Raw genomic sequence first — 24,656 nt, 5'->3', positions numbered from 1 at the left:
AGGATGCGAGGTGATATTTAATAAACAACCCAGCATATGTATTTATCGGTTAAAAAAGATATTTAGTTTACAGAATGACCCATTCGTTGTGGTATTTACTATGTGTAAATCTGGAATTAGAAGATATGAGAGGGATGTATAAGGTAGAAAAAAGCATATAATAGATGGTAAGAGGGAGTATAAAAAGATATTTATAAAAGATCAAGCTTTAATGAGAGATGAGGGTTCATGTTATGCCAAAAAACGATAATATGCTGGCCATTCTATGGATGCTGAATTCGGGTGTAAAAATGACTGCAAAACAAATATCCGAAAAGTTAGAAATAAATATAAGGACAGTTTATCGGTATATTGATGCACTATGTGCCAGTGGAGTGCCTATAATAGCTGACACGGGTCATAATGGCGGGTATAGCTTGCTGAATAATTTTATTAGAGCACCCTTACTATTTGATATTGAGGAAAAAAAGGCACTCCTTCATGCTGCTGTTTTTGCAAAAGAAGCTGGATACCCTTTAAGTGAGGTATTAAGCAATGCGACATCAAAGTTGAAAATGTATTCGAATCAGGAGCAGGAAAGTATACTCAGCCGTCATTTAGCCGGATTTGAAGTGATAAATCGCATGGGAGATCCTTCTCTTCAGCCGATATTGGCAGAATTGGAGCAGGCTGTAGCCAACGAATTCTCTGTAGAAATGGATTATCGCACAAGCCGTGAAGAACAACCCAAGAATAGGGTGATAGACCCCTATGGAATGGTTTACTGGAACAACAAATGGTATACTGTTGCATTTTGTCACCTAAGGAATGAGATCCGTAGCTTTCGGGCAGATCGGATTTTACAGATCAAGCGTACTCCAATCATATTTAAGCGTCCTGAGGCTTTTTCGGCTCGTGAATTTTTTATGCAAAATCTGTTACCTGGTTTAGTGGGCAAGGACGGTTTAATTTCTTTAATGATCGAAGGCAGGTCAGAGGCATTGGATGACTTATGTCTGCATTGGTTTTTGGGGCATCATCTGAAAGAGCGGACATCAAATCAAGCAATCTTTTTGCTTGAGGAAAAATCACTTCATACATATGTCCCTTATTTACTCCTACCCTACGGGAAATCCATTCAAGTCATCGAACCACAGAGTTTGAAGAAAAAACTTGTTGCTGTTGCGTCGGAGTTAATGGAATATTATCAACGTTAAAAGCTTCACTGACAGCAGATGTCAGTGAAGCTTTTTTATAATGAGGATAATCATGGATTACCGAGGGTTGGTATCACTTGATAAATTATAAAATAAGGAGAACTTGTAAATGAATAGTACGGTATATCTTTATGTGTTTGACACCATGGCAGACTGGGAAATAGGTTACTTAACTGCCGAACTGAACTCGGGAAGATATTATAAAAAGGGGCTGGTCCCATCCAAAATAGTTACCGTGGGAATTGAAAAGACCCCTGTAACTACAATGGGCGGCTTGAAAATCCTGCCTGACATCAAACTGGATGAGTGCAGCATTGAGAGCACAGATACATTAATTTTACCCGGTGGAAATACATGGGCAGAAACCATTCACCAACCCATCTTAAAAATTGTGGAGAGGTGCTTAGAGGAAGGTATATGGGTTGCAGCGATTTGTGGTGCTACTATGGGACTTGCCCAGGCAGGATTGCTGAATTCACGTTGGCATACAAGCAATGATCTGGAATACCTCAAAATGACCTGTCCCACATACACGGGCGAAAAGTATTACAAAATGGAGTCTGTTGTAACGGATGAAAAACTGATCACTGCATCTGGAACAGCTCCGTTGGAATTTTCCGTACACGTTTTGAAAGCTCTGGGTGTGTTTTCTTCTAAAACATTAAAAGCCTGGTATAGTCTAAATAAGACCCATAAATCCAAATATTTTTATGAGTTGATGAATTCAATCCAATGAAGGTATGAGCATAAAATTGAACTGTTACGAGCATTTAAAGGAGGAGTTAAAATGACTGAAAGCAGAGAATATATGGGAGTGTCAGGTGAATATACAAAGAATGGAATACCCAACGGCTTTACCTCTATTACCCCATTTATTACAGTGAAGAATCCTTCGGAAGCAATAGAGTTCTATAAAAGTGTTTTCAATGCAAGGGTTAAGGATATTACTGAATCTCCTGATGAGAATGGCAATAAAATAATTGTTCATGCGGAATTAGATTTTGGAAATGGTTTTTTACAGCTGGGAGCAGCGAACCCGACGTATAAATTGGTCTTGCCGCCAGATGAAGACCATGCGTGTTATTCTTTAGGAATTTACGTAATGAATGTTAATCAGGTATTTGAAAATGCGGTAGCAAGAGGAGCAAAAGTAAGGGAACCAGTTGCAAACTTTGTTTCAGGTGATCGATTCGGAAGTATATTGGATCCTTGTGGAGTAAGATGGTCTATTATGACCAGGATCGAGGATTTGTCTGAAGAAGAAAGTAGTCGGAGGGTTGCTGAATGGGCCAAAAGCTTTAGCGGAAAATAAAGGCAATCACTCTTTTGATAAAAAGTGTTAAAAGTGACTAACTGCTGAAATGATGTAATAGAAATTCGGGTGCCAAATAGTTGGCGGAAAATACGACAATCATTGTCACCACATAAGGCATGTTGAGACGATGAAGAAAAGATGATGCCAAGTGCTCCCGTTATGTCGGCATTCCAAATCGGGTTATGGTTCCTCTTAGATTTGTATCGGAAGTTCTAGGGACTTCAATAAATACAACTACGGTTCAATGGAACATTACATGTTGACATTAAGAAATAATGCTTGATTGCTTGGAAATGGTTAACAAACCAATTGCTTTTCAAGTCTTGATTCGTAAGGCTTAAGGAGCAATAATAACAATTTATGTATCAGAGAAAGTTTGGAACAGAGGGTTAACTCCTCACGTCTCTATACTGATACCTGCTCATTGAGCGGGTTTTTGCTTTTATCATTCGAAATTACAAAAGCTTATTCCTACTATTGGATCCAGTTGGAATAAGCCTTTGAGATTTTATCAATTTTTCGTTTTTTATGTTGCGTTTGTTGGTTGTAGTGCATAGTCTTATTGTCTAGGGGGAAATCTATAGTTCTGTTTTAAAACATTTCAATCCTCATAGTCATCTTCTACTTTAGGTATGAATGGAGACAAGAAGGGGTCCATGTGTTCAGTCAATTCACCTCGAATTAATGCATGAACCCTAAATTCATTAAATAATTTTATATCATCACTATCCCTTACATATAAAACTCCATACGAACCTGGGGCAAACTCACCTACTTTTTTTAATACTTCTATTGGATTATGTTTAGCAGTAGGTTTATGATTATTAAGACCTGCTATCCAGAGTTGAAAATCTCCATTTACGGCTCTTAAATCCAGAACACCAGAAGGCCAATCTAATTCATTCAAAAAGTTCTGTATATCTTGAATAACTAATGATAATTTTTCATCATCATCTTCAAATGAGGAACTTTCTCTAATGGTTGCCCACCCGTGATACTCAAACATTTCTTCTCATCCTCTCATGGTATTAGGGGTTTAGTATCAATAATTATTTCTACACCATATCTTTCGGCATATTCTTTAAGTTGTCTTAATACTCTATCATCGGGCTTACCTTCAAAGTGAAAGTACGCTTTTCTGTTCGTCTCAATTGCCGCTTCGATTGTAGCCTTCGCTTGTTTTCTAAATTGTTTATCCAAACTGTTCAACGGTGGTTTGGTTTGAGCAATGTACTGGTCGCTTACCGTATCAAACTCACGTCCCTTAGGGTCATTGCTAAATTTAACTCTGGATTCCCCACCTAGTTTTTCTGCCAACATATCAGCTGCTTCATCTTCCTTAGGAACCTTTACCAATTTCCCTGAGTATTGCCCATTATTGGAAGTCCCAGCTTTTGATGTACCTTCAGGAAGTTTACTCGAATTCGTTGGTTTAGGTGTTTCCTTAGGTCTGCTTGAATTTGCTCCATTATAAATCGGCGAATCATTAAACTCATCAATCGGCCTATTTACACCTGGACCACCTTTTGGGTTGGGTTTTACAGGCGGATTCTCTACAATAGGTGGTTGGCTAGGCCTAGCAGGAGACCTTCCCGCAGTCCCCATACCAATACGAGCTCCTACAACTCCATAAGTCGTGTCTTCGACTAAATCGCTTAGTCCTGTCCTCTCCATGTAATCTCCAGATTTTTGTCCGATGAACCCCTGATTGTATCGAGCAATGAGTGCATCCATTTTCTCTTTGTCCAACTCAATAGCATTTGTTGAGTCTACCCCCATAGCTACTAATCCATTTTCTATGGCATTGAGAGTTCCTTCATCCCATACGTGCGTTCGCTTTGTGTTGACGATTCGCTGGATGGCAGCCATTTTATTGGGATCTTTAATATCATACAATGATAGTTTGCGCCGCATTGTAATTTCAGTGCGCAGTGCTTGCTCAGCTTGTTTCAGCTTACCTTCATCCTGCCACCAATTGGCTGTAAAATAATCAGTTTGATTCCAATATGAAGTATATTCACTAGTTTTTCTTTCTCTCCATAACGCAAGTTTTGAATTATCATGTTTCTTTGTTTGTTCTGCCTGAATGCGTTGTTTTTCCTCATAATCTCTAAGCATTTTATCTCGAACACTTTTAGGAACCTGCTGATACGCATGAACCATGGCATTTGATTCTTTCAGTAGGTTCTGCACCAGCTCCAATGGGCCACCGGAATCAGCCAAATGACGCGCACTTGTATACACTTTCCCCAGAATCCACTTGCTATAGTAGGCTTGTCTTGCTTGCTCATGCTCGTATTGACTAATCAGTCCCTCAAGGGCTAAACCAGCCAAGTATTTCAACGGATGAACTCCGTTCCTCTTGTTACTGCTTCCAATCGTAGGAGTTCCCTTGCTTCGAACGGGGATTGATGCGGTTGCTTGTAAAATAGTCGCGGCCACTTTACCCGCTGGCCCACCCACCGTATTCAACATCACACTGGCTACGTTCCCAACTACGGGAATGGAGCCTAATAGCTTGGATATCGTCCCCATCAAAGCATTGGCCTGTTGAAGCGCTGCTGGAGTCGTAACTTTTGCTTTAGGTGTAGAGGCTTGGCTGCTAGATGAATCCTTGGCTACTGATTGGGCTGCTTCATAAGCTTTTATGTTCATCAATGGTGGCTCAGGCACAGGAGGGAGGTCAGCTACGAAAACAGGAGCTTTCACCGTACCTTCCTGATAAATTACTGGAGCCTTGGTATCCGTCTCACCATCCAGTACCATGCTGCTGGCTCCGCCTTTCAGATACAGCGCCGTTCCAGCTTCGAGCGAAAGTTCCTCACCTGCATCGAGCTTCACATGACCACCCTGAATCTGTACATTCCCCAGACTGTTGATGGTGATGCCGTTACCTTCATGCAGTGTAATCGAAAATTCCCCAGAGGTAGACAGGGTCAGCTCCTGATCACTCATCTCCACGCTGCTACCTTGTACGTGTTGCCACACCTTCACATTCGGCTGTCCATTCGCGTGGCGTTGTTGTCGCAGCGAATCCGTTACATAGGCATCCTGTTCGCGGTGTGTAGGCAGATACAGTTCCACTTGTTCCCCGATTTCAGGCATATCGTACCAGCCACTATGTTCTTCCGCAACATAACGGGTGGCCACGGGAAACCAGCAGGCTTTGACAGGATCTTGCTTCGGATCGATGTCGAGTTGAAGTTGTACGAAATCCTGCTGTACCTTCAGTACTGTTCCTGTCAGTGAAATCCCGGTAGCCTGATCGTTTTCGTAACGTGCATAGCGGATATCTTGTTCGGCCTGAAGATCGTAACGGGTACGCAGTAAGCCATCTGCTAACGTTGTCACTGCCCGAACCACGACCAGTTCCTTACCTTGTCCGATAGGTAACGTAATGAGGTCGCCCATCGCATAGTATTGCAGACTTTCAATCATATAGGTGGCATACGAGCCAGCACGTTCTCCTGACTTTTCCGCATCCAACTCATGAAACGTTTTTCGCACCCGATAAAAAACATCCCGCTCCACCTTATGCTGCTTGCCTTCTGGCATCCCAAAGAAAACCTTGGGCGAGGCTGCAGTTACCTCTGGCACAAGTACGGAACCAAAGCGAGAGGCTAGACGCTTTAAAAACGCCCAATCGGTCTCATCATATTGTAAAACAAATGTCTCCAGTTTGGCATAGTTGGTTACGGTATCAATGGCATCTCCATACTGATATTTTCGCAACAGTGCAGTGACCAGATCATCATAAGTACGGTGAATATCTTGATAGGAGCGTCTTTTACTCTTAATATCCATCTGGTACGAGTGGGAAGCGGCCTCCAGTTCAAACGTATACACGCCACGCACACAGTGTACGGACATACGCGAAACAATCCCATGGAACAGCCTTCTCAGCGATTGTCCCTGATCATCCAACTGACGAATCACAATCGGCTCCTGCTCCATATTTTGACCGATACAGGCTGCTCCCTGTTCTTCGGAGAGCATACCGCTAATATGCAAATAGGCATGATCATTAATGGTACGTGTTATTTGAAGTTGATCAATATGATGTGGTTGAAAGGGACCATAAAAGCGTAGGCTTTCATAGCCAATTGCTTCTGATAATACGCTCAAGTGAATTCATGACTCCTTTCTAGATGCAATGGTTATTTCTAAGTGAAGCACGTCATCTTGAATTTGCTTCTGATTACAGAAGCCGCAGATGAGTACAATTGTGAATCAAGATAGATATGTATTATAAGATTTGTACGCTATAAAGGTACGAAAGGTGATATTTATTAAACGACCCAGCATATGTATTTTATCGGTTAAAAGAGAAATTAAGTTTACAAAATGACCCATTGGTTGGGGGATTTCTATGTTTATTTTTGGAAGTAGGTGATATGAGAGAGGAGTGTATCCTTTCCATCGTCTCGACACACGTGGGGTGCGTGGTAGTAATATATCGAGATCAGAAGCATTGATGTACGGGGAATTAAGAGCAACTTAAATATATTCCTGCATTCAAAAAAACGTTTAAGGGTTGAGTGCGGGAATATATTTTATTTAAAAAGGTATGTGGAGTGTAAAGTGTTACTAGCTTTTAAGGATGCTACGGAGCAAAGAATCCTTTATTGCGCCTTTATTGGCGAAATTACACTCGATCCATTTGCATATAAAGAATATGACTATGTTAGGTATAGCCATTGATGAGGTTTGGAGAGGATAAGTAGTATCTGGACTCAGTGTCTATCGTTTGATTGAAGTAATAGCTCTAAGGGAGTATTCGACAAAAGAAGATAGTGTAACCTATAAAAGTAAGTATAGAATGTTTAGATGAAGAGGATTACATATCTGGTATTCATATTAAGAGCGTCAACTGTTGAATACTTTGTAACAAAATCGTGCACTTCCATATCTTGTAGACACGTTAGAATGAAATTTCTTGTACATACTAAGCTTTTTTACTTTGGATACTATTCTACTCTCTGGCTTCCCCTAGGTATAAAAGTAAGCCCTAATTAATTTTAATATCATTGAATACAAAAGAATGATTCATCTGTAAAGTGATGTTATGGCTTTTCCATTTCCAGTTCAACAGGTCAGGGTTTGAAATTCTGTTTAATTTTAAACGGTTAAAATTAAGCGCTTGAGCAATTTCCTTTCGAATCAATCCTAGATGTGAGTCAGTCAACCATTTTTGCCAATGGAAAGGGACTTGATAGTAGTTCAAATAAAGAGACTGTAAAAAAGAGTCAGGAAGCATATCATTGTAAAGAACCCGCTGATAAGAATAAATCTCCCCTACACTAGTAGAAGCAATTACAAAAGCATGATCAAAGTAAAAGCAAAAAGCGATCAAGCCTTGAGGAGTTTCTGTTTTATGGCTTTTGTTGAATTGCTCAATTAATAATTGACTAATATGCTCTTTTATAAATAAATCTGGTTCAACCTTAAAGATTTGCTCGCTTACTGTCAGCAGTGTCATATCGAACCTCCTCAAAAGAAAACCAACAAGAACAAGTGTTCCTATTGGTTTTTATTATATCATTTATTAACTTGAGATAATAGTTACTTTTTTTTACGAATTAATTTTTTTGTAAGTTTAGTTGTATTTAAAATCGAATAGCTTTCTGCAGCTATTTCGATATCTTCAAGCTGTTCATCAATATACTCTTTTGTAATGATGACATCATCAGTTGTAAATATAGCAGCGATTTGTTTGTAAAAAATATCAGGTGTTTTATCGATTTTATCTTTATTAGCAATAAATTGATCGTATAAATAGGCCAAATCTTTGGAGTTGATAAATACTGGTTTTGTATGGTGTCCTTTAACAATCTCTTCACGTATAAATTCAGCCATTGCTCGTGCCTGTCGCTCTCTAAATTTGTTGCCAATAAAAATATGAGAAGTTACTTCTCTTGAAGTGCAATAAGTTGAAATATTGACTAGTCTGTTTAACTGATTTATATAATGCAGGCTTTTTCGATTTTCAGAAGATCCTAGCTTATAGCCGGATTTTTCTAATGTGAATTTACAATCATAAGTAAATGCATGTTTTATTTCGGTAGAAACGGAGCCGCTATTTTCCTTATATTGAATCGCAAATATCCCTTCAGGAACAGGATGACCAGTGTATTCTTTTCCCCATTTCTCAGAATTCGGAAAAAGATGTTTAATGATTGTAAATGCATCATCTTCAAGCATGTTTTCATCATATATATTTTCTAAAGTGGATGTTTTATCACCAATATAAGTTAGGTTTTTTGTTGCTTTCATTGCAGCAGTCACAACTATATGATGAGTGCGCTTTTCCAAATCTTTGAGATAAGTCTCCATAAGATTAAAGAATTGACCGGATTTATTTTGAACATAAATGTCACCAAATGTAATTTGTTCCACAGTTTCGATAGCATAGCGGTCACTTGTCTGCTTATCAATTCCATAGCATATAATAATCGTCGGAATCAATTTTCGTTCTATCCATTCAAGAGTCTTTTTAGGTAACAAACTGTCTGTAACCAGTATTTGATAGGGTTCATCCTTATAAAAAAAACGCTTAAAGGTATACTTGTTTTTTTTAAATGTTTGTGTAGATGTTGTTGGATTATCACAACTTTGATGATGATTAACGAACGTATTAATCAATTGATTAATAAAATTTTCAATGTTTTTTCCTTTTGGAACCAATTCTTCATTAGTAAATTGGTTAATAGATTCATCACATTCTGGACAGATCAATTGTTGTCTCTCATCATCTACGGAGAGCACTTTAACTCCCGCCCGATCTATAGTGATAAAGCTGCAAGTTGGATTTGAACAATGAAAACTGGTTTCTTCATTCACAATGATTAATTGATGTGCATTCAATTCTTCGTATATTTTTTTATGCTCATGCGTGAATGGATCGGTACTGGCGAATCTGAAAATCTGGTCAACTTTGAAAGCTTCGCCACCATCAAATTTATTTCGAACAGGTTGATCGAGCGGAAAACCAAACTTGTTTAAAAATTTTTCTTTAATAGAATTTTTGGTTGAACCATCTAAATTACTGTCATTAAGCTTGAAGAATACATTCCCATCTTCGAGAACAATTGAACGAATGGACTTGGAATGCTTCTCCGAACGAAAACCAATTTTCTTAATATCCTTAAGACTGTACAAGTCAACAATACCTCTATTAAAAGCATCATTAACGCTAGGCCAGATGTCACTGCCTTTGAGCTGTAAAATAACATCGGGTGATTTAATAAGCAAAGAGTTGGAAAATGTAATAGATTCGATGGAAAAATCATCAGGCTCTTCATCACCGACAGGTGTGCCTTCCCGAAAAAGCTGAATAATATCTTCCGCATTATAATTACTGAATACGCTACTCTCCATTTTGCGAAGAATCGTATTAAATTGTTCATCAAAATATTTTTTTACGCCAATTGCATCGCTAGAAGATGCTTTAATTTCCAGTGTATGCTTGCTGTTGTCTAACGAGAACAGAATTTGATCACGGTCTTTAATCCGCTTGTTTTCGTCATAGCCGGGTCTTTTAGAATCTTTTATCAATTTGTATAGGAGATAGATCGAATGTTTTTTATCTATATCACAGTGGGCTACCGTTCTGTACTCGCTACTTTGACCTGAATTTCTATATAGGATATTGATAAGCTGTTGTTGAAAAACAGAATCTCTACTCAATTTGCTTCTTATATCAGGAAAATCTTTACCCGCTATATAAATATCACCGGAGATTTTATTCCTCCATTCGTTTAAAACAAATACCTCAAGTAGCCAGTCTGGATTGGTATAAAATAAATGAATCAGTTTGGTAAGTGGAGAGATAGACGGAGTAGCATAGTCCGGCACTTTACAGCGGAACACTTCTTCTACCGCTTTTTTCTTTCTCTTTAAAAATTCTTTTAAAAAGAGTAGATTCAGAAATTCTGGGCTATCTTTTAGATTTTGGGTCCATTTTTGTTCCTCTTTAAAATCAGATAGCTTCAGAATCGATTGCAGGCCTTCTTTATCTGTCGGACTTAAGTAAGCGATAAATGCTGATTTAGCGGCTTCTGCTTTTTGGGTATCTAAGTAAATTTCTGAAATTTTTTCGTGATTTACGAGTAGATTGTCCCAGTATACTGAATCAGCCTTAGCTTCATGGACGACTTGCGGTGTATTTGACATTCGATCAATTCCTCCGACGTTCTATAAGCTACAGGAAAGTAGTACATTTAGACTAATAATCATAATTCTTTTATACTATAGTTATGCAAAAAAATCCAATAATTCTTAGAAAATAGAATCTGTTTTTGGTTTCATCTGATAGGGACAGTTCATGCCTTCACACACTTGTTCTTATCTTTTGTACCGTTACATAGCACAAATAAGAAGGATGACCGAAGTTTGTATTGTTTTTAAAAGTTGTAACTAAAGTGTTGGCTGGTTCTTACTAGTCAATACTTTTTTATTTTGTTATTATTAATTGTTAAGAAAGCAGAGAATGAATTTTAAGATTTGAAATGTCTAAATTTGATTTGAGGTAGGATAAACAACAATGGATAATGCACCAACTATCTTTTCATTTTTTTCCGGAGCAGGTTTTTTGGATTTAGGGTTTGAAAAAACCGGATATAATGTTGCGTTCGTAAACGAGTATCATCGCCCTTTTATGGAGACGTATATACACTCACGCAGAGTTATGGGGATTCCACAACCTGAATTTGGATATCATTTATGCGACATAACTGAGTTTGAGCAAGAGGCTGAAAGTGAGTCTTTATCAAGATTAATTAATAAAACAAAAAATGAAAAACGTTTAGTTGGATTTATTGGTGGTCCTCCTTGTCCTGACTTTTCTGTGGCTGGAAAAAACAGAGGTCAAGAAGGTGAAAACGGTAGGTTGTCTGCAACATATATTGATTTAATTTGCAAACAAAAGCCTGATTTTTTCTTGTTTGAGAATGTAAAAGGACTTTGGCGAACAACCAAACATCGAGCGTTTTATGAAGAGATGAAAACAAAACTGCATAGATGCGGATATTTAACAACTGAACGTTTAATTAATTCAATTGAATATGGTGCACCTCAACAGCGTGAACGTATTATATTAATTGGTTTTCAAAAAAGTGTATTAAAGAATCTAGGGATTAAGCTTGATGCAGGTCAATCTCTAACAGATATCTTCCCTTGGGAAGAACATTTGAAATATCGTATTGATGATATTAATGCTATGCCTTGGCCTGGAATGGAACCATTTCTTGAAGAAGGCGAGCGTGAAAAGCCAGAAGGTATTAGTGAAGAATTGACAGCTGATTATTGGTTCAAAAAAAATGATGTTGAAAATCATCCCAATGCTCATCAATACTTCACTCCAAGAGCAGGACTGGCGAAATTTTTAGTTATTCCAGAGGGGGATGATTCTAAAAAGTCATACAAGCGTTTGCATCGATGGAGGCCCTCTCCAACAGTAGCGTATGGTAACAATGAAGTTCATCTACATCCATATAAAGCTCGCCGCTTGTCAGTTGCTGAAGCATTAGCACTACAAAGCTTGCCGAAAGAATATGAATTACCTCCGGCCATCACGTTATCAAACGCATTCAAGACAGTGGGAAATGGTGTCCCTTATGAAGCAGCCAAAGGAATTGCTGAAACTATTTTGGATTTCTTAAAGGTGGATTAGAATGAGTAGACTAACCGCAGCTAACCTTGTCCATGAAATTGGAATGTTGCCAAAAAGCAGTGTATATAATTACGTTCACAGCAAGACCCCTACAATTATTAAAATTGTTAATGTGGTTAAGCCAGAAGGACCAATTGTTATTCAAAGGATTCGCCCTAATAAAGGTGAGACCTGGAATAATGCTAAAGAAGAATCTATTTCTATGCAAATGATTTGGAGGTTAGCAAATACACTTGCTCCAAATCATCCAATCAACGTAGATAGAATATTTGGTGGAAGCTACAATACTCGTTCTGCTCTGGAAGCATTACTTGCTCACACACCTCAATTTTATTATTGTTATCCAGGTCGTATTGAGAGCATTAGTTCTAATAGTAAGATTAAACCTGGCCATAAGCATATCATGTGGTGTCCAGATAATCCTCATGCTCCAAACGTTATGGTCAAAGCAGAAGTGGATATAGTTATTTCAGAAGTTCCTAATACTGAAATTGTCTATGATGCATTAGTTCTTCCAGACGAGATTCAAACTCCCGAATTAGACATTGAGATGAAACGTAGACACTGCCAAATGCAAATAGCTCTTATTGAAATTGGTCAACATCTTGGTTTTAAAACATGGATTGCTCAAAATGATAAAGGCATTATTTATAAGAATCGAAAAATAGGGGAAATGGAAGATGTTATTACTTCGCTAAAAAAAGAAGAAAATGTGATGCAGAACTTTTATGATGCTCAAAAGGCGGCATTACTTATTGATTGTATTTGGTTTAAGAATGGAAGGCTAATGCCAGCTGTCATGGAAGTTGAACATAGTACAGGAGTTACAAGTGGTTTAACACGAATGAAAGGGCTACAAGATGCATTACCGCCCTTCCCAACTCGTTATGTCATTGTAGCTCCTGATGAGGATAGGGATAAGGTTTTTAGAGAAGCATCCAGGCCTCAATTTCAATCCTTAAACACTAGATTTTTCCCTTATAGCGCAGTTGAAGAAATGTATGCCTTATTCAAACGACGTAAATTAAAAGGTATTACAGAAGAGTTTTTGGATAGCTATATGGAACCAGTACTGGCTCAGTTAGCTTAAAAAGTAGGCCTACCCTCATTTTATTGTGGGTGGGTTGCTTTTATGAATGGGTAATTTTATAACTGGCTTTTTGTTTAAAGGATTCACTATATGCCTGGTTTATTTCGTTGAACTTTTAGATAACCACCTTAGTCACTTAATACTCTTAAATCCGTTATAATAAATTTATTTTTCTTGTCTTCCAATAATTGTCGTCCTAAATCTTCCATACTGATTTTTCTAGGTCATTCTTTATTTTTTTTTCCATTATTACGTATCCACGTACCACATTTAGAATCATCCTTTGCTACACTTTTTGTAAAGGAGATGATTACTTGGATACGAACCCATCTAAAAATACGGCTGATGAATATGAGAATTTGGTACAGCAGGAAGACGAACACATAGAGAGGCTTAAAACATGCACAAAGCTTATTTTTGATGCGCTAGCTATTATTTCGCAGAAAGCGAGTGTACTGCACATGGAAACGGTCAAAGAAGCAGCCGATCATCTTCATATTATGGAACTGGATTTACGAAGAGAACTGTTTAAAGTTCGTTTGAAAAAAAGTATTTTGGCGAACAAAATGAAGCAAACTCAAGCATAGCAGCGGAGGGGACGGAATCGTTCTGAAGAAGCGGAGCGTTCGCCTTTGAACCCGGATTTTTACCGTTAAAATATAATTCAAAAAAATCTGGGGGCAACAGCGATCGGAAGAATGATCCGTCTACGTAGCGGCCTTAGTTGCACGTACTACCTCTTTAAAAAGTCAAACCCGAAATGGCCTTTCACGGTCTGATCGGGTTTTCTCATTTCAATCCCTCCATCCCCGCACATAAATCTTCACCCCACCCAAACACCAAACACACCGCCACTCAAATAGTTACACCCACTCCCAACATCATGTATAGTAAAGTTATGGGAAATAAACATGAACCCTCATATCGTCAAGAACGCTTAACCGTACAATATGAAACATGGCAAAAACGAGGAGGAACGTGATGATACATCCAATACAAATTCAGGATATGCTGCAAGCCGCGCTGGAGACGGGTGGAGATTTTGCAGAGGTATTCTTCGAGGACCGTACCAATGGACAGCTGGGCATGACAGGTGGTGTGGTCGATACAGCGCTGTCAGGCCGGGATTTCGGGATTGGCATTCGGATCATGAAGGAGCATTTTTCGGTGTACGCCTACACCAGTGATATGAGCGAACAGAGCCTGATTCGACTGGCAAAATCGGCCGCCAAGGCTATTCGTGGAGGTGGAGGGCCAGGTACACAAACAATTACACTCCATCCCCATGCCATCCCTAACCACCATCCGATTGCGATCATTCCTGACGGTTCACAGAAATGCGCCAAGATAGACATGATGAGACGTGCGCACGAGGCGGCAAGCCAGTACGATCCTTCCATCACGCAAACCTCCATTGGGATTAGCAACTCAATCCAAAACGTGCTGATCGCCAATAGCAACGGACTGCTGGTGGAGGATACCCGCACGTATACACGGATGAGAATAAGCGCGATTGCGACTGATGGGGAGCATAGACAATCCGGGTTCCGCGGGCCGGGAGCGTATGCAGGGACTGAATTCCTGGAGAATCTGAATATCGAAGAAAATGCCAGACACGCCGCTCGTATTGCTACGACGATGGTCAAAGCGGGATATGCCCCTAGCGGCAGACTGCCCGTCGTAATTGAGAATGGCTTCGGCGGCGTTCTTTTTCACGAGGCGTGTGGACACGGGCTGGAATCTACAGCGGTGGCACATGGAACCTCCGTGTTTGCGAATAAGATCGGGCAGCAGGTGGCTTCACCGCTTGTCACGGCTATAGATGACGGAACCATTCCGAACGCGTGGGGCTCGCTCAATATCGATGATGAAGGAGCGCCGACACAGCGCAACGTACTGATTGAGAATGGCATTTTAAAAGGATATCTGATCGACCGAATGGGCTCGCGCCAGATGGGTGTACCTGCGACAGGGTCAGGACGAAGACAGTCTTATAAATTTGCGCCTGCTTCCCGTATGAACAATACGTTTATTGCGAATGGCGCTTCGACACGGGAAGAAATCATTGCCAATACGGAGTACGGGATCTATGCCAAATCGCTGGGCGGTGGTTCGGTGAATACCTCAACCAGCGAGTTTAATTTTGCAGTTGAAGAGGCGTATATGATTCGCAATGGCAAAATTGCCGAGCCGGTCAAAGGGGCAACGCTGATCGGCAAAGGGATTGAAACGCTGCAAAATATTGATATGGTCGGCAACAATCTGGATCATAGTCAGGGCATGTGCGGCTCGGTCAGCGGAAGTCTTCCGGTCAACTGTGGACAGCCGACGATACGAGTGTCCGAGATGACCGTCGGCGGACGAAAGGGGGAATAAGCGATGAATATTCAGCAATTTCAGGAAGCGTTGTTCACGAAAGGCCGCGAAATCGGCTACGTGGATATGGAAATCTACTATGTGAATGGACGTTCTACCTCGGTAAAGGTACTGAAGGGAGAAATTGACCAATATACAATCGTCGAAAACGGTGGGCTTTCCTTCCGGGGCGTCATTAACGGGAAAATGGGCTATGCCTCTACGGAGAAGCTGGAGCCGGACGTGATCGAATTTTTACTGGAAGAAGCGCGCAGCAACGCAGACATACTGGAGAGCGAGGAGCAGGATGAGCTGTTTGAGGGCTCTGAAAGCTACCCTGAGCAGCCTGCCTATGCTGGCGAGTTGGCCGACACGGCTCCTGAGATTCTTATCGAGGCTGCACTCGAAATGGAGCGTACAGCGCTTGCCGCAGATCCACGAATTGTGATGGCTAGACATTGCTCGGTCAGCACTCGTGAGAATGAGGTCCTGATTGTTAATACAAAGGGATTGCATTGCCATCGCCGCAAAAGTCTGGCGACCGCCTATGTATACGTCATCGCAACAGAACATGATGAGACCGTTACCGGGGGCTGGCATGATTATTCCCTACGGAGTGTGGAAGACATCAATATCGCAGATGTGGCACAAAAAGCCGTAACAGAGGCCGTTTCCAAGCTGGGTGCGCATACGATTCAATCGGATAATTATCCCGTCATTTTCCGTCATGATGCAGCAGCACAATTGATGGCTGCCTATACAACTGTATTTTCAGCGGAGTCGGTAGATAAAGGCTTCTCACGTCTAGCAGGGAAATTAGGGCAAAAGGTGGCAAACACCAAGCTCACGCTGGTGGATGATCCGCTGATGGAACATGTTCCGGCAGGCAGCACATTCGATGCCGAAGGTAGCGCTACACGTCGCAACGAGATTATCAAGGACGGGGAGTTACTCACGTACTTCCATAACCGCAAGACAGCCCGCAAAGCAGGAGTACAAAGTACATCCAATGCTTCTAAAGGCGGCTACAACGGTAAAATCGGCGTCTCTTATCATAATCTGTATGTGGCTCCCGGTTCTTCTACCTTGGAGGACATGATTCGCAAGATGGATCGCGGGTTGATGATCGTAGAGCTGCAAGGATTGCATGCAGGTACGAATACGGCATCCGGTAATTTTTCGCTGGCTTGTCTGGGATACTGGATTGAGCAGGGGAAAGTAGTCAGAGCGGTGAATCAGATCACCGTATCCGGTAATTTCTTTGACGTGTTACAGCAGATTGAGGAAGTTGGCAACGATTTGCGTTTTACGGGAAACTGCACTTCACCTTCGCTCAAGCTGGCTTCACTCTCGATTTCAGGGTCATAATCACGGGAGAAACCTCCTTTTTTCCATACTCACAGCCTGTTACTGATGCCTCGATTGCCTAGCGATGACAGATGCCTGATGCATCAGGGTATGGTAAAGTAGGAGAAAGTCTTTGAAATATGAAAAAAAGGCTTGGTTACAGCACCGCGACAGGGTATTATAGACAATAATATATTCGACAAAAATTTCGAATTGAATTTTTATTGGGGGATGTATATGAGATATATAAGCACTAGAGGTCGAGTAGAAGCCAAGGGATTTATTGATACCGTGCTCATGGGGTTAGCTGACGATGGTGGCCTGATGGTGCCGGAGCAAATTCCGGTGGTGTCGGCAGCTACGCTGGAGCAATGGGCAACATTGAGCTACAGAGAGCTGCTGCTGGAGGTTTTTGCGCTGTATATCAATGATGAAATTCCTCGTGAAGATTTGGAGCAACTGGTGGAGCGCAGCTATGCGAGCTTCCGTCATCCCGAAGTCACGCCAGTGAAGAAGATCAACGATTCTCTCTATATTTTGGAGTTGTTCCACGGGCCTACGTTCGCATTCAAGGATGTGGCGCTGCAATTTATGGGTGAATTTTATTCCTATGTGTCCAAGAAGCAGAATGAGATCATTCACATTTTGGGCGCAACCTCAGGCGATACCGGGGCGGCAGCCATTCAGGGCGTACGTGGCAAGGAAGGCATTAAAATCTGTATTTTGCATCCGCATCAAAAAGTAAGCAAGGTACAAGAGCTGCAAATGACGACCGTTGACGATGAAAATGTACTGAATCTTTCAGTAAAAGGAAACTTTGACGATTGCCAAAAAGTCATCAAGGACCTGTTTGCTGATCTGGATTTCAAAGGCAAACATCATCTGCGTGCGATTAATTCGATTAACTTTGTACGTATTTTGGCGCAAACTGTATATTACTTCTATGCCTATTTCCGGGCGCAGGAGTCTGCGGGTACGAAGAAGATCAATGTCAGCGTGCCATCCGGCAACTTTGGCAATATTTTTTCCGGCTTTCTTGCCAAGAAAATGGGCCTGCCGATTCATAAGCTGATTATTGCCACGAACGAAAACAATATTTTGGAGCGCTTCGTGAAGACAGGCGAATACAAACCAGGCGGCTTCAAAAGCACGTATAGTCCTTCCATGGACATTCAGGTGGCAAGCAATTTCGAAAGATATCTGTACTACTTCCTTGGAGAAGATGCAGCGAAGGTAACTGAATACATGAATGCTCTCCAAACCGAAGGACGGATTGTGATCAGTGCAGAGGATTTGCAACGCGTACAGCAAGATTTTGAAGCCCTTGGTGCTTCGAACGAGCAGTGTCTGGAGCTGATCAGCAAATACAAAGCCGAATATGACTATTTGCTGGACCCGCATACCGCTTGTGGTATTGCAGCGTATGAGGCCCACAACGGCGAGGATGAAGTATGTGTGACCTTTGCAACGGCGCATCCGGCCAAATTCGACGAAGCGATCCGTCTGGTGGACATTAAGCAGGAGTTCCCGGCGCAGATCGAGCAGTTGTTTTCCAAATCACAGCACCAGCAAGTGGTAGAGCATGACGAGGCCGAAATTGTGCGTCTGCTTGAAGCCTTTTATGTGTAGAGGATCATTTCAGCAATGTTGAGTTACACCCTGATAGGATGGGAAAAAGAGGCTGCGCCCTGTGTGCCAGCCTCTTTTTGTTATCTCCATATGTACCGGGCTAGCTTTTAATTGAGGTTTAGCTTTTCAATTTGTTCACATTATTATCCCATATAGAGTAAGATGTGACACTCTTATAAATCGTGAAAAAAGCCCGTAGATCAAGGGGTTACGCTGTAGGAATATGACAAGGAATGATAGATTCATAGAGATATTTGATGAAGGGGCCAAAATTTTTTTATGAGCAAATTAGATGTATTTTTATAAAAAATCATGTATAGTTAACTAAATTTTATGAATACATAAAACCCTATTCTCAAGAACACGGAATAAATCCGTTCCGTTCTCTAGTAGAGGAGTCAAATATAAAGGAGTGTTTTAGAAAAGTGACCATTATCCGTTCAGAGCAGAGTCAACAGGCAGCAGCCGAATATGTGCAGTCCGTTTTTGAGAAGGTTATCGCGCGCAATCCTCATGAGAATGAATTTCATCAAGCCGTCAAGGAAATACTGGATTCGCTGGTTCCGGTACTGGCCAAGCATCCCAAGTATATGCAGCAGGGGCTTTTGGAACGGCTTGTGGAGCCGGAACGGGTCATTACCTTCCGTGTACCTTGGGTAGACGACGCAGGGAACGTACAGGTCAATCGTGGATTCCGGGTACAATTTAATAGTGCAATTGGTCCTTATAAAGGCGGAATTCGTTTTCATCCGTCTGTGTATCTGGGAATCGTTAAATTTTTGGGTTTTGAGCAAATTTTCAAAAATGCACTGACAGGTCTTCCAATTGGCGGCGGCAAAGGCGGCTCCGATTTTGATCCCAAAGGGAAATCTGATAACGAAGTTATGCGCTTTACACAAAGCTTCATGACCGAGCTGTATAAATATATTGGCCCGGATACTGACGTTCCGGCAGGAGATATTGGTGTAGGCGGGCGTGAGATCGGTTACATGTTCGGGCAGTACAAACGGATTCGCGGGGGACATGAAGGCGGTGTCCTCACTGGTAAAGGGATTCATTACGGAGGTAGTCTCACGCGTACGGAAGCGACTGGGTACGGTTGCGTGTATTTTGTAAATGAAATGCTGTACGCTCAAGGCTCGTCCTTTGAGGGGAAACGTGTTGTCGTGTCGGGATCGGGTAACGTATCCATTTATGCGATTGAAAAAGCACAGCAGCTCGGCGCTACCGTCGTTGCCTGTAGTGACTCGAATGGCTACATCTATGATCCGGACGGCATTGATCTGAATCTGGTGAAGCAGCTTAAAGAAGTCAATCGTCTGCGCATTAGCGAGTATACCAAAGAGCGTCCGGGCGCAATATATACGGAGGGCTGCTCCGGTATCTGGTCGATTCCATGCGATATCGCGCTGCCATGTGCCACACAGAACGAAATTGACGAAGAAGCAGCACAATTGCTGGTAAGCAATGGAGTAAAAGCTGTGGGTGAAGGTGCGAATATGCCATCCACGCTGCAAGCTATTGAAGTATTTTTGGACAATGGGGTTCTGTTTGGACCAGCTAAGGCTGCCAATGCTGGCGGGGTTGCAGTTTCTGCGCTTGAAATGTCACAGAACAGTATGCGCCTGTCATGGACCTTCGAGGAAGTGGACACCAAGCTTCATGATATTATGAAGAATATCTATGCGAACAGCGTGAAGGCGGCTGAGGAATACGGCGTGCCTGGGAATCTGGTTGTAGGGGCGAACATCGCCGGGTTTGTCCGTGTGGCAGACGCTATGCTGTCTCACGGGATCATTTAACGGGGGATGGATACAACTACGGCTGGAGAGGGCCAGAGAAGCTGAACAGCGTTGTCTGTACGGCTCTCCTGATCTGCAATCGTATGAGTGTAGTGTATGGGTAAGTTATATAAGAAGAAGCTGAGTGCCCCTTGCGGGGGTGCTCAGCTTTTATTTGATAAGAGTCACTTTATTTTTCACAGGGACTTGATTTATTTTCAAAGAGGATGTATATTACTTGATGGATCAATGATTGATGGATCAAAGGTTGGACCGTCAAGCCCAGTGACATGCTTAAGTGAGGAGAGATTGCTATCACCCAAACATCACCCGAGGCTGACTATATTTTTGAATCGTTGTTGCTGTTGAACAAGCAGATTAGCTCCAAGTTTGAGCGTTGTGCAGGAATAAGCGCATCCAGATTACAGCTGTTGTGCAAGTTGTATCAGGTGGATGAGATCAGCCAGACCTTGCTGCAAAAAGAGGTTGGCATCGACGGTGCAGCCGTAACCCGCCATTTGAAGCAGCTTGAAGCGACAGCCATGGTCACACGGCGCACCAAGCCGGAGGACAACAGGGTTACGCTGGTAAGCCTGACCGATTATGGGCGGGAGCGCATTATTACTTATAGACAGGAGCGCTCACAGTTTGTGGATCGGCTACTCCAAAGCTTCGACGAGACCCAACGGCACCAGTTAGCCGATATGCTGCAAGTTATGAATGGTCATATGTCCGAGATGGACTGACCCCCATTATATTACACCCCTAGGGGAAATAAGGAGAGATTTGAATGAGTAATACGAACACATCCAATATTGTCAAAACAAATGATTTTAAAGAAATTGCACTGGGCCGCCGTTCTGTAAAAGTATACGATCCGTCCGTGAAAATCAGCCGCGAAGAAATGACAGAGATTCTGACTGAAGCGACACGCGCTCCATCGTCCATTAACCTGCAACCTTGGCGTTTTCTTGTGATTGACAGCCCGGAAGGTAAAGCAACCTTGGCACCGCTCGCCAGCTTTAATCAACGTCAAGTCGAGACATCTTCGGCAGTTATTGCCGTGTTCGGAGATTTGAACAACTTTGATAATTTCGATCAAATTTTCGGAGAAGCTGTAGAATTGGGCTATATGCCAAAAGATATTAAAGAAATGCAGCAGGAGAAAGTGGCAGCCCATTTCGCAGCGCTTGATCCAGTCGTGAACAAAGAAACCGTTCTGATCGACGGTGGTCTGGTATCCATGCAGTTGATGCTGGTAGCACGCGCTCACGGTTATGACACCAACCCAATCGGTGGTTATGACAAGAGCAGAATCGCTGAAGCCTTTGGTCTTGAAAAAGATCGTTATGTACCTGTCATGCTCATTTCCATGGGTAAAGGAACCAATGAAGGCCATCCATCCACTCGTCTGCCGATTGACCAAATCGCACAGTGGAAATAATAGAAACGAATGAATATCTGTATAGGATATAAAAAAACAGGCGGACAAAGGAACAATCCTTTGCTTCGCCTGTTTTTGTGCCGCTTGGGTGCAATAAATTATTTTAAACACAGATCATTATGCTTCATCCTTATTGTGGCCCTATGATCATTGAGTTCTTATATTAACCTTCCGACACATCAGTAGGGCCAGTGGTGTCAGACTGAGGGGTGCGAAGTCGCTTGGGCCATGTAATTCGGTGGGTAGTATGGCTAAGCTCCTCATAAAATAACGACCCCTTTCTGAACAGGCGTATAACCAGATGAAAAAAGAACCATCCATTGATGACCAACAGCACAAGGCTGATCAGAACACTCGCCCATGGAGGGACTTGAGACCAAAGTACGGGTCCACCCAGTACGTAATTAATGCCAAAATACGACCAGTACAAGAGACTGTAGCGCTTCATTAGCTCCCACAGGGAAATACGTTTTCCTGCGCCCGTAAGATGTATCCGTACCAGCCATTTACCTGGGGTTCGTCCGTTCGTCAGGTAAGGAATCAGCATGAAGTATACTCCACTTGATACCCAGAAGGCAGCCGGCACATGGAGATATTCCATAACACCGAGCAGACCTGTCCAGATGATGCAATCCACGAAAAAGGCTATACCCCGTCTGGTGTAGGACACCCGCTTGGTTGTGATGTCCAAATGCTTGTCCAGATGCTCCAGACGCGGGAGGAAACGCGAAAACCACTCGCCCAAAAGAAAGCCCAGCATGCCGCCTAATGTATTCGCCATCAGATCGTCCACATCGAACACACGATACGCATGGTCAAAAAATCCGTACAGTCCTGTTAGCTGCGTCACCTCAAAGAAGAGAGAAAGGCCAAAGGACAGGATTAGACACCATCCCCACCGCGCACGAAAATAATAACGTAGAAACATACCGAAAGGCACGGTCATCAGAACGTTAAAAACGACCTGGAGAAAAGCGCGTTCCTTCAGCAAATGCAGATAGCTGGAGGGGTGGGAGGGGGAGACAGAAGTCTCCCTTATAATGTCGTGAATAAACTGTAAGGGCATTAACTGCAATGCGCCTCCGGTTAACGCCGTATTATGACGCGATGCCGGAAGCGGCAAAATGACCAAAAAGAAAGCATTCATCAAGTATAAAAGCAACAGGTAAAGCAGCAATGCCCTCGTTTTATGGATATAACCATGTCTGCGGTACTGTACGATTAGAAAAGGCAGCGTAAACAGCAACGCGGCAAAAGGAAAGGCGAGGAAGGCGTAAGATACAGGAAACAGATACGATTGAATCATAAGCTGCTTACGCCTGCTTTCCCCGGAACTTCACCAAAGACCAGATGATCAGGAACGCCATGAAAGCTAGGCATACGCTGATACTGATCCGATTTTGTGGATCAAGCAAGAACAGGAACGCAATCACCCACAAGCATCCGACGGTTAACGCTGTGACATAAGGAAAGCCCCATATTTTGAAGCTTGGCTCTACCGGGTAAGATTTGCGCAGCTTCAACTGGGACAGGCAAATACAGCTCCAGACGAGCAAAACAACAAAGCCCGGTACTGCCATCAAAATCCGGAACAGTCCGTCTTGAGCGATATAAGCGACCATCGAACCGACAATCAGGATCACGGCGCACAATTTGAGACTATTCACCGGAACCCCATTCGAGGATACCCGGGCGAGTGATTTAGGACCTTCTCCGTTGACTGCCAGCGAATGCAGCATACGTGTAGCCCCGTAAATCCCTGAATTGGCGGCAGACAGTACGGCGGTAATCAAAATGAAGTTCATGACATGGGCCGAGCCTTGAAGCCCTGCCGAAGACAGCACCTGTACGAACGGGCTGGTATTCGCATCCAGCTGATTCCAGGGAATCAAGCCGCAAATGATGAGAATCGGCAGCGTGTAGAATAACACAACGCGAAAAATAAAGCTTTTAACCACCTTGGGCAATACCTTTTCCGGATTTTCTGTTTCTGTTAACGTCAGACCAATCAGCTCGGACCCTCCGTAGGAAAAGGTAACCACCAGCAGCGCCGAGAAAATAGCCAGCCAGCCATTGGGGAAAAATCCGCCATGCTGTGCGTAATTGCTCAGATAAGGCGGGGTTTCACTTGGGATAATGCCGAACAGTATACAGCCGCCCAATGCAATAAAGATGATAATCATGGTAATTTTTATACCCGCAAGCCAAAATTCCAGCTCCCCGAAACCGCCGACACTCAGCATGTTGACCACAATAATGAAGGCAGCACTCGCTAAACTGAGTACCCATAGGGGAACGTCCGGTAACCAGTATTGCAGGAAGCTTCCCGCTGCGATGACCTCGATAATACAGACGGCCAGCCACATGAAGCAATACAACCAGCCGATGATAAAGGAAAGCCGTTCTCCAAAAGCTTTGCGAATAAAATCCTTCATATTCATGTTGGGGTAGACGGTAGCCATCTCGGCAATAGCGCCCATGACGACCAGGAGCAGAAGCCCTGCGAAGACATAGGAGAGAATAACCCCAGGCCCCGCCAAGCTGATCGTTTCGGTACTTCCTTTAAAAATACCGGTCCCGATAACTCCCCCCATAGCCATAAAGGTGATATGTCTAGGGAGCAGCTTTTTGTGCAAAGTTGCTTCATTTGCTTTCAATCCGAAATCCTCCTTCATAAAGTCAATCTTCAGCATAGCCCAAACAGAGTTGCTTCAATTAGGTTTATACTACATGAAAATATACAATTAGGAAATGAAAGAAATAGGATTTGGCAGGAGAGTAAGGTATCTTTAATTCTACTATGACTAAAATGAGAGAAAACACTGAAAA

18 protein-coding genes are annotated in these 24,656 nt (G+C 42.4%); 12 read left to right on the top strand and 6 right to left on the bottom strand.

The features are described 5' to 3' along the window. Positions 1-233 precede the first annotated feature (233 nt). The 3 genes from HPL003_RS25855 to HPL003_RS25845 all read left to right on the top strand — a co-directional run bounded on the left by HPL003_RS25855 (position 234) and on the right by HPL003_RS25845 (position 2,508). The gene (locus tag HPL003_RS25855; RefSeq protein ID WP_014282757.1) at positions 234-1,196 is read left to right on the top strand and encodes a helix-turn-helix transcriptional regulator; all 963 of its coding nucleotides are present in this window, start codon (positions 234-236) and stop codon (positions 1,194-1,196) included. A 109-nt stretch (positions 1,197-1,305) separates the two neighbouring features. Next, a complete protein-coding gene (locus HPL003_RS25850; protein ID WP_014282756.1) occupies positions 1,306-1,932 on the top strand; it encodes a type 1 glutamine amidotransferase family protein in 627 nt (208 codons plus the stop codon). A 51-nt stretch (positions 1,933-1,983) separates the two neighbouring features. Further along, positions 1,984-2,508 carry a VOC family protein gene (locus tag HPL003_RS25845; protein ID WP_014282755.1) on the top strand — a complete coding sequence of 175 codons (525 nt, stop codon included), beginning with the start codon at positions 1,984-1,986 and terminating at the stop codon, positions 2,506-2,508. Between the two features lie 604 nt (positions 2,509-3,112). On the opposite strand, the gene HPL003_RS25840 is transcribed toward HPL003_RS25845, so the two are convergent. The 4 genes from HPL003_RS25840 to HPL003_RS25825 all read right to left on the bottom strand — a co-directional run bounded on the left by HPL003_RS25840 (position 3,113) and on the right by HPL003_RS25825 (position 10,683). Next, complete coding sequence (locus HPL003_RS25840) at positions 3,113-3,517, bottom strand: Imm7 family immunity protein (RefSeq protein WP_014282754.1); 405 nt, start codon at positions 3,515-3,517, stop codon at positions 3,113-3,115. 14 nt (positions 3,518-3,531) lie between these two features. Beyond that, on the bottom strand, positions 3,532-6,636 hold the full coding sequence (locus tag HPL003_RS29435) for a restriction endonuclease fold toxin (protein WP_014282753.1): 3,105 nt from the start codon (positions 6,634-6,636) through the stop codon (positions 3,532-3,534). Between the two features lie 883 nt (positions 6,637-7,519). Next, entirely contained in the window at positions 7,520-7,990 is a 471-nt protein-coding gene (locus HPL003_RS25830; protein WP_014282752.1) for a hypothetical protein, read from the bottom strand. Between the two features lie 83 nt (positions 7,991-8,073). Beyond that, positions 8,074-10,683, bottom strand: coding sequence for a hypothetical protein (locus HPL003_RS25825; RefSeq protein WP_014282751.1), 2,610 nt, complete (start codon positions 10,681-10,683; stop codon positions 8,074-8,076). A 370-nt stretch (positions 10,684-11,053) separates the two neighbouring features. On the opposite strand from HPL003_RS25825, the gene HPL003_RS25820 reads away from it, so the two are divergent. The 9 genes from HPL003_RS25820 to HPL003_RS25780 all read left to right on the top strand — a co-directional run bounded on the left by HPL003_RS25820 (position 11,054) and on the right by HPL003_RS25780 (position 21,827). Next, complete coding sequence (locus tag HPL003_RS25820) at positions 11,054-12,181, top strand: DNA cytosine methyltransferase (protein WP_014282750.1); 1,128 nt, start codon at positions 11,054-11,056, stop codon at positions 12,179-12,181. Between the two features lies 1 nt (position 12,182). Beyond that, positions 12,183-13,271, top strand: a complete 1,089-nt coding sequence (locus tag HPL003_RS25815) for a hypothetical protein (protein WP_014282749.1) — start codon at positions 12,183-12,185, stop codon at positions 13,269-13,271. Positions 13,272-13,585: 314 nt separating this feature from the next. Continuing rightward, a complete protein-coding gene (locus HPL003_RS25810; protein ID WP_014282748.1) occupies positions 13,586-13,858 on the top strand; it encodes a hypothetical protein in 273 nt (90 codons plus the stop codon). 394 nt (positions 13,859-14,252) lie between these two features. Then, the gene (locus HPL003_RS25805) at positions 14,253-15,647 is read left to right on the top strand and encodes a TldD/PmbA family protein (RefSeq protein WP_014282747.1); all 1,395 of its coding nucleotides are present in this window, start codon (positions 14,253-14,255) and stop codon (positions 15,645-15,647) included. Between the two features lie 3 nt (positions 15,648-15,650). Continuing rightward, a complete protein-coding gene (locus tag HPL003_RS25800) occupies positions 15,651-16,994 on the top strand; it encodes a TldD/PmbA family protein (RefSeq protein WP_014282746.1) in 1,344 nt (447 codons plus the stop codon). Between the two features lie 216 nt (positions 16,995-17,210). Next, positions 17,211-18,602 carry a threonine synthase gene (thrC, locus tag HPL003_RS25795; protein WP_014282745.1) on the top strand — a complete coding sequence of 464 codons (1,392 nt, stop codon included), beginning with the start codon at positions 17,211-17,213 and terminating at the stop codon, positions 18,600-18,602. Between the two features lie 425 nt (positions 18,603-19,027). Next, positions 19,028-20,404: an NADP-specific glutamate dehydrogenase gene (gdhA, locus tag HPL003_RS25790; RefSeq protein ID WP_014282744.1), complete on the top strand. Its 1,377-nt coding sequence runs from the start codon at positions 19,028-19,030 to the stop codon at positions 20,402-20,404. A gap of 335 nt (positions 20,405-20,739) precedes the next feature. Further along, the gene (locus tag HPL003_RS25785; RefSeq protein WP_014282743.1) at positions 20,740-21,129 is read left to right on the top strand and encodes a MarR family winged helix-turn-helix transcriptional regulator; all 390 of its coding nucleotides are present in this window, start codon (positions 20,740-20,742) and stop codon (positions 21,127-21,129) included. 44 nt (positions 21,130-21,173) lie between these two features. Then, positions 21,174-21,827 carry a nitroreductase family protein gene (locus HPL003_RS25780; RefSeq protein WP_014282742.1) on the top strand — a complete coding sequence of 218 codons (654 nt, stop codon included), beginning with the start codon at positions 21,174-21,176 and terminating at the stop codon, positions 21,825-21,827. A 163-nt stretch (positions 21,828-21,990) separates the two neighbouring features. On the opposite strand, the gene HPL003_RS25775 is transcribed toward HPL003_RS25780, so the two are convergent. Beyond that, on the bottom strand, positions 21,991-23,133 hold the full coding sequence (locus HPL003_RS25775) for a VanZ family protein (RefSeq protein ID WP_014282741.1): 1,143 nt from the start codon (positions 23,131-23,133) through the stop codon (positions 21,991-21,993). A 7-nt stretch (positions 23,134-23,140) separates the two neighbouring features. Continuing rightward, the gene (locus HPL003_RS25770; protein WP_014282740.1) at positions 23,141-24,484 is read right to left on the bottom strand and encodes an amino acid permease; all 1,344 of its coding nucleotides are present in this window, start codon (positions 24,482-24,484) and stop codon (positions 23,141-23,143) included. Between the last annotated feature and the right edge of the window lie 172 nt (positions 24,485-24,656).

Origin of the sequence: Paenibacillus terrae HPL-003 (assembly GCF_000235585.1) — a bacterium.
Taxonomy (GTDB): Bacteria; Bacillota; Bacilli; order Paenibacillales; family Paenibacillaceae; genus Paenibacillus; species Paenibacillus terrae_B.
Note: the sequence above shows the minus strand (reverse complement) of the source record. Positions and strands in the feature narration are given on the sequence as shown.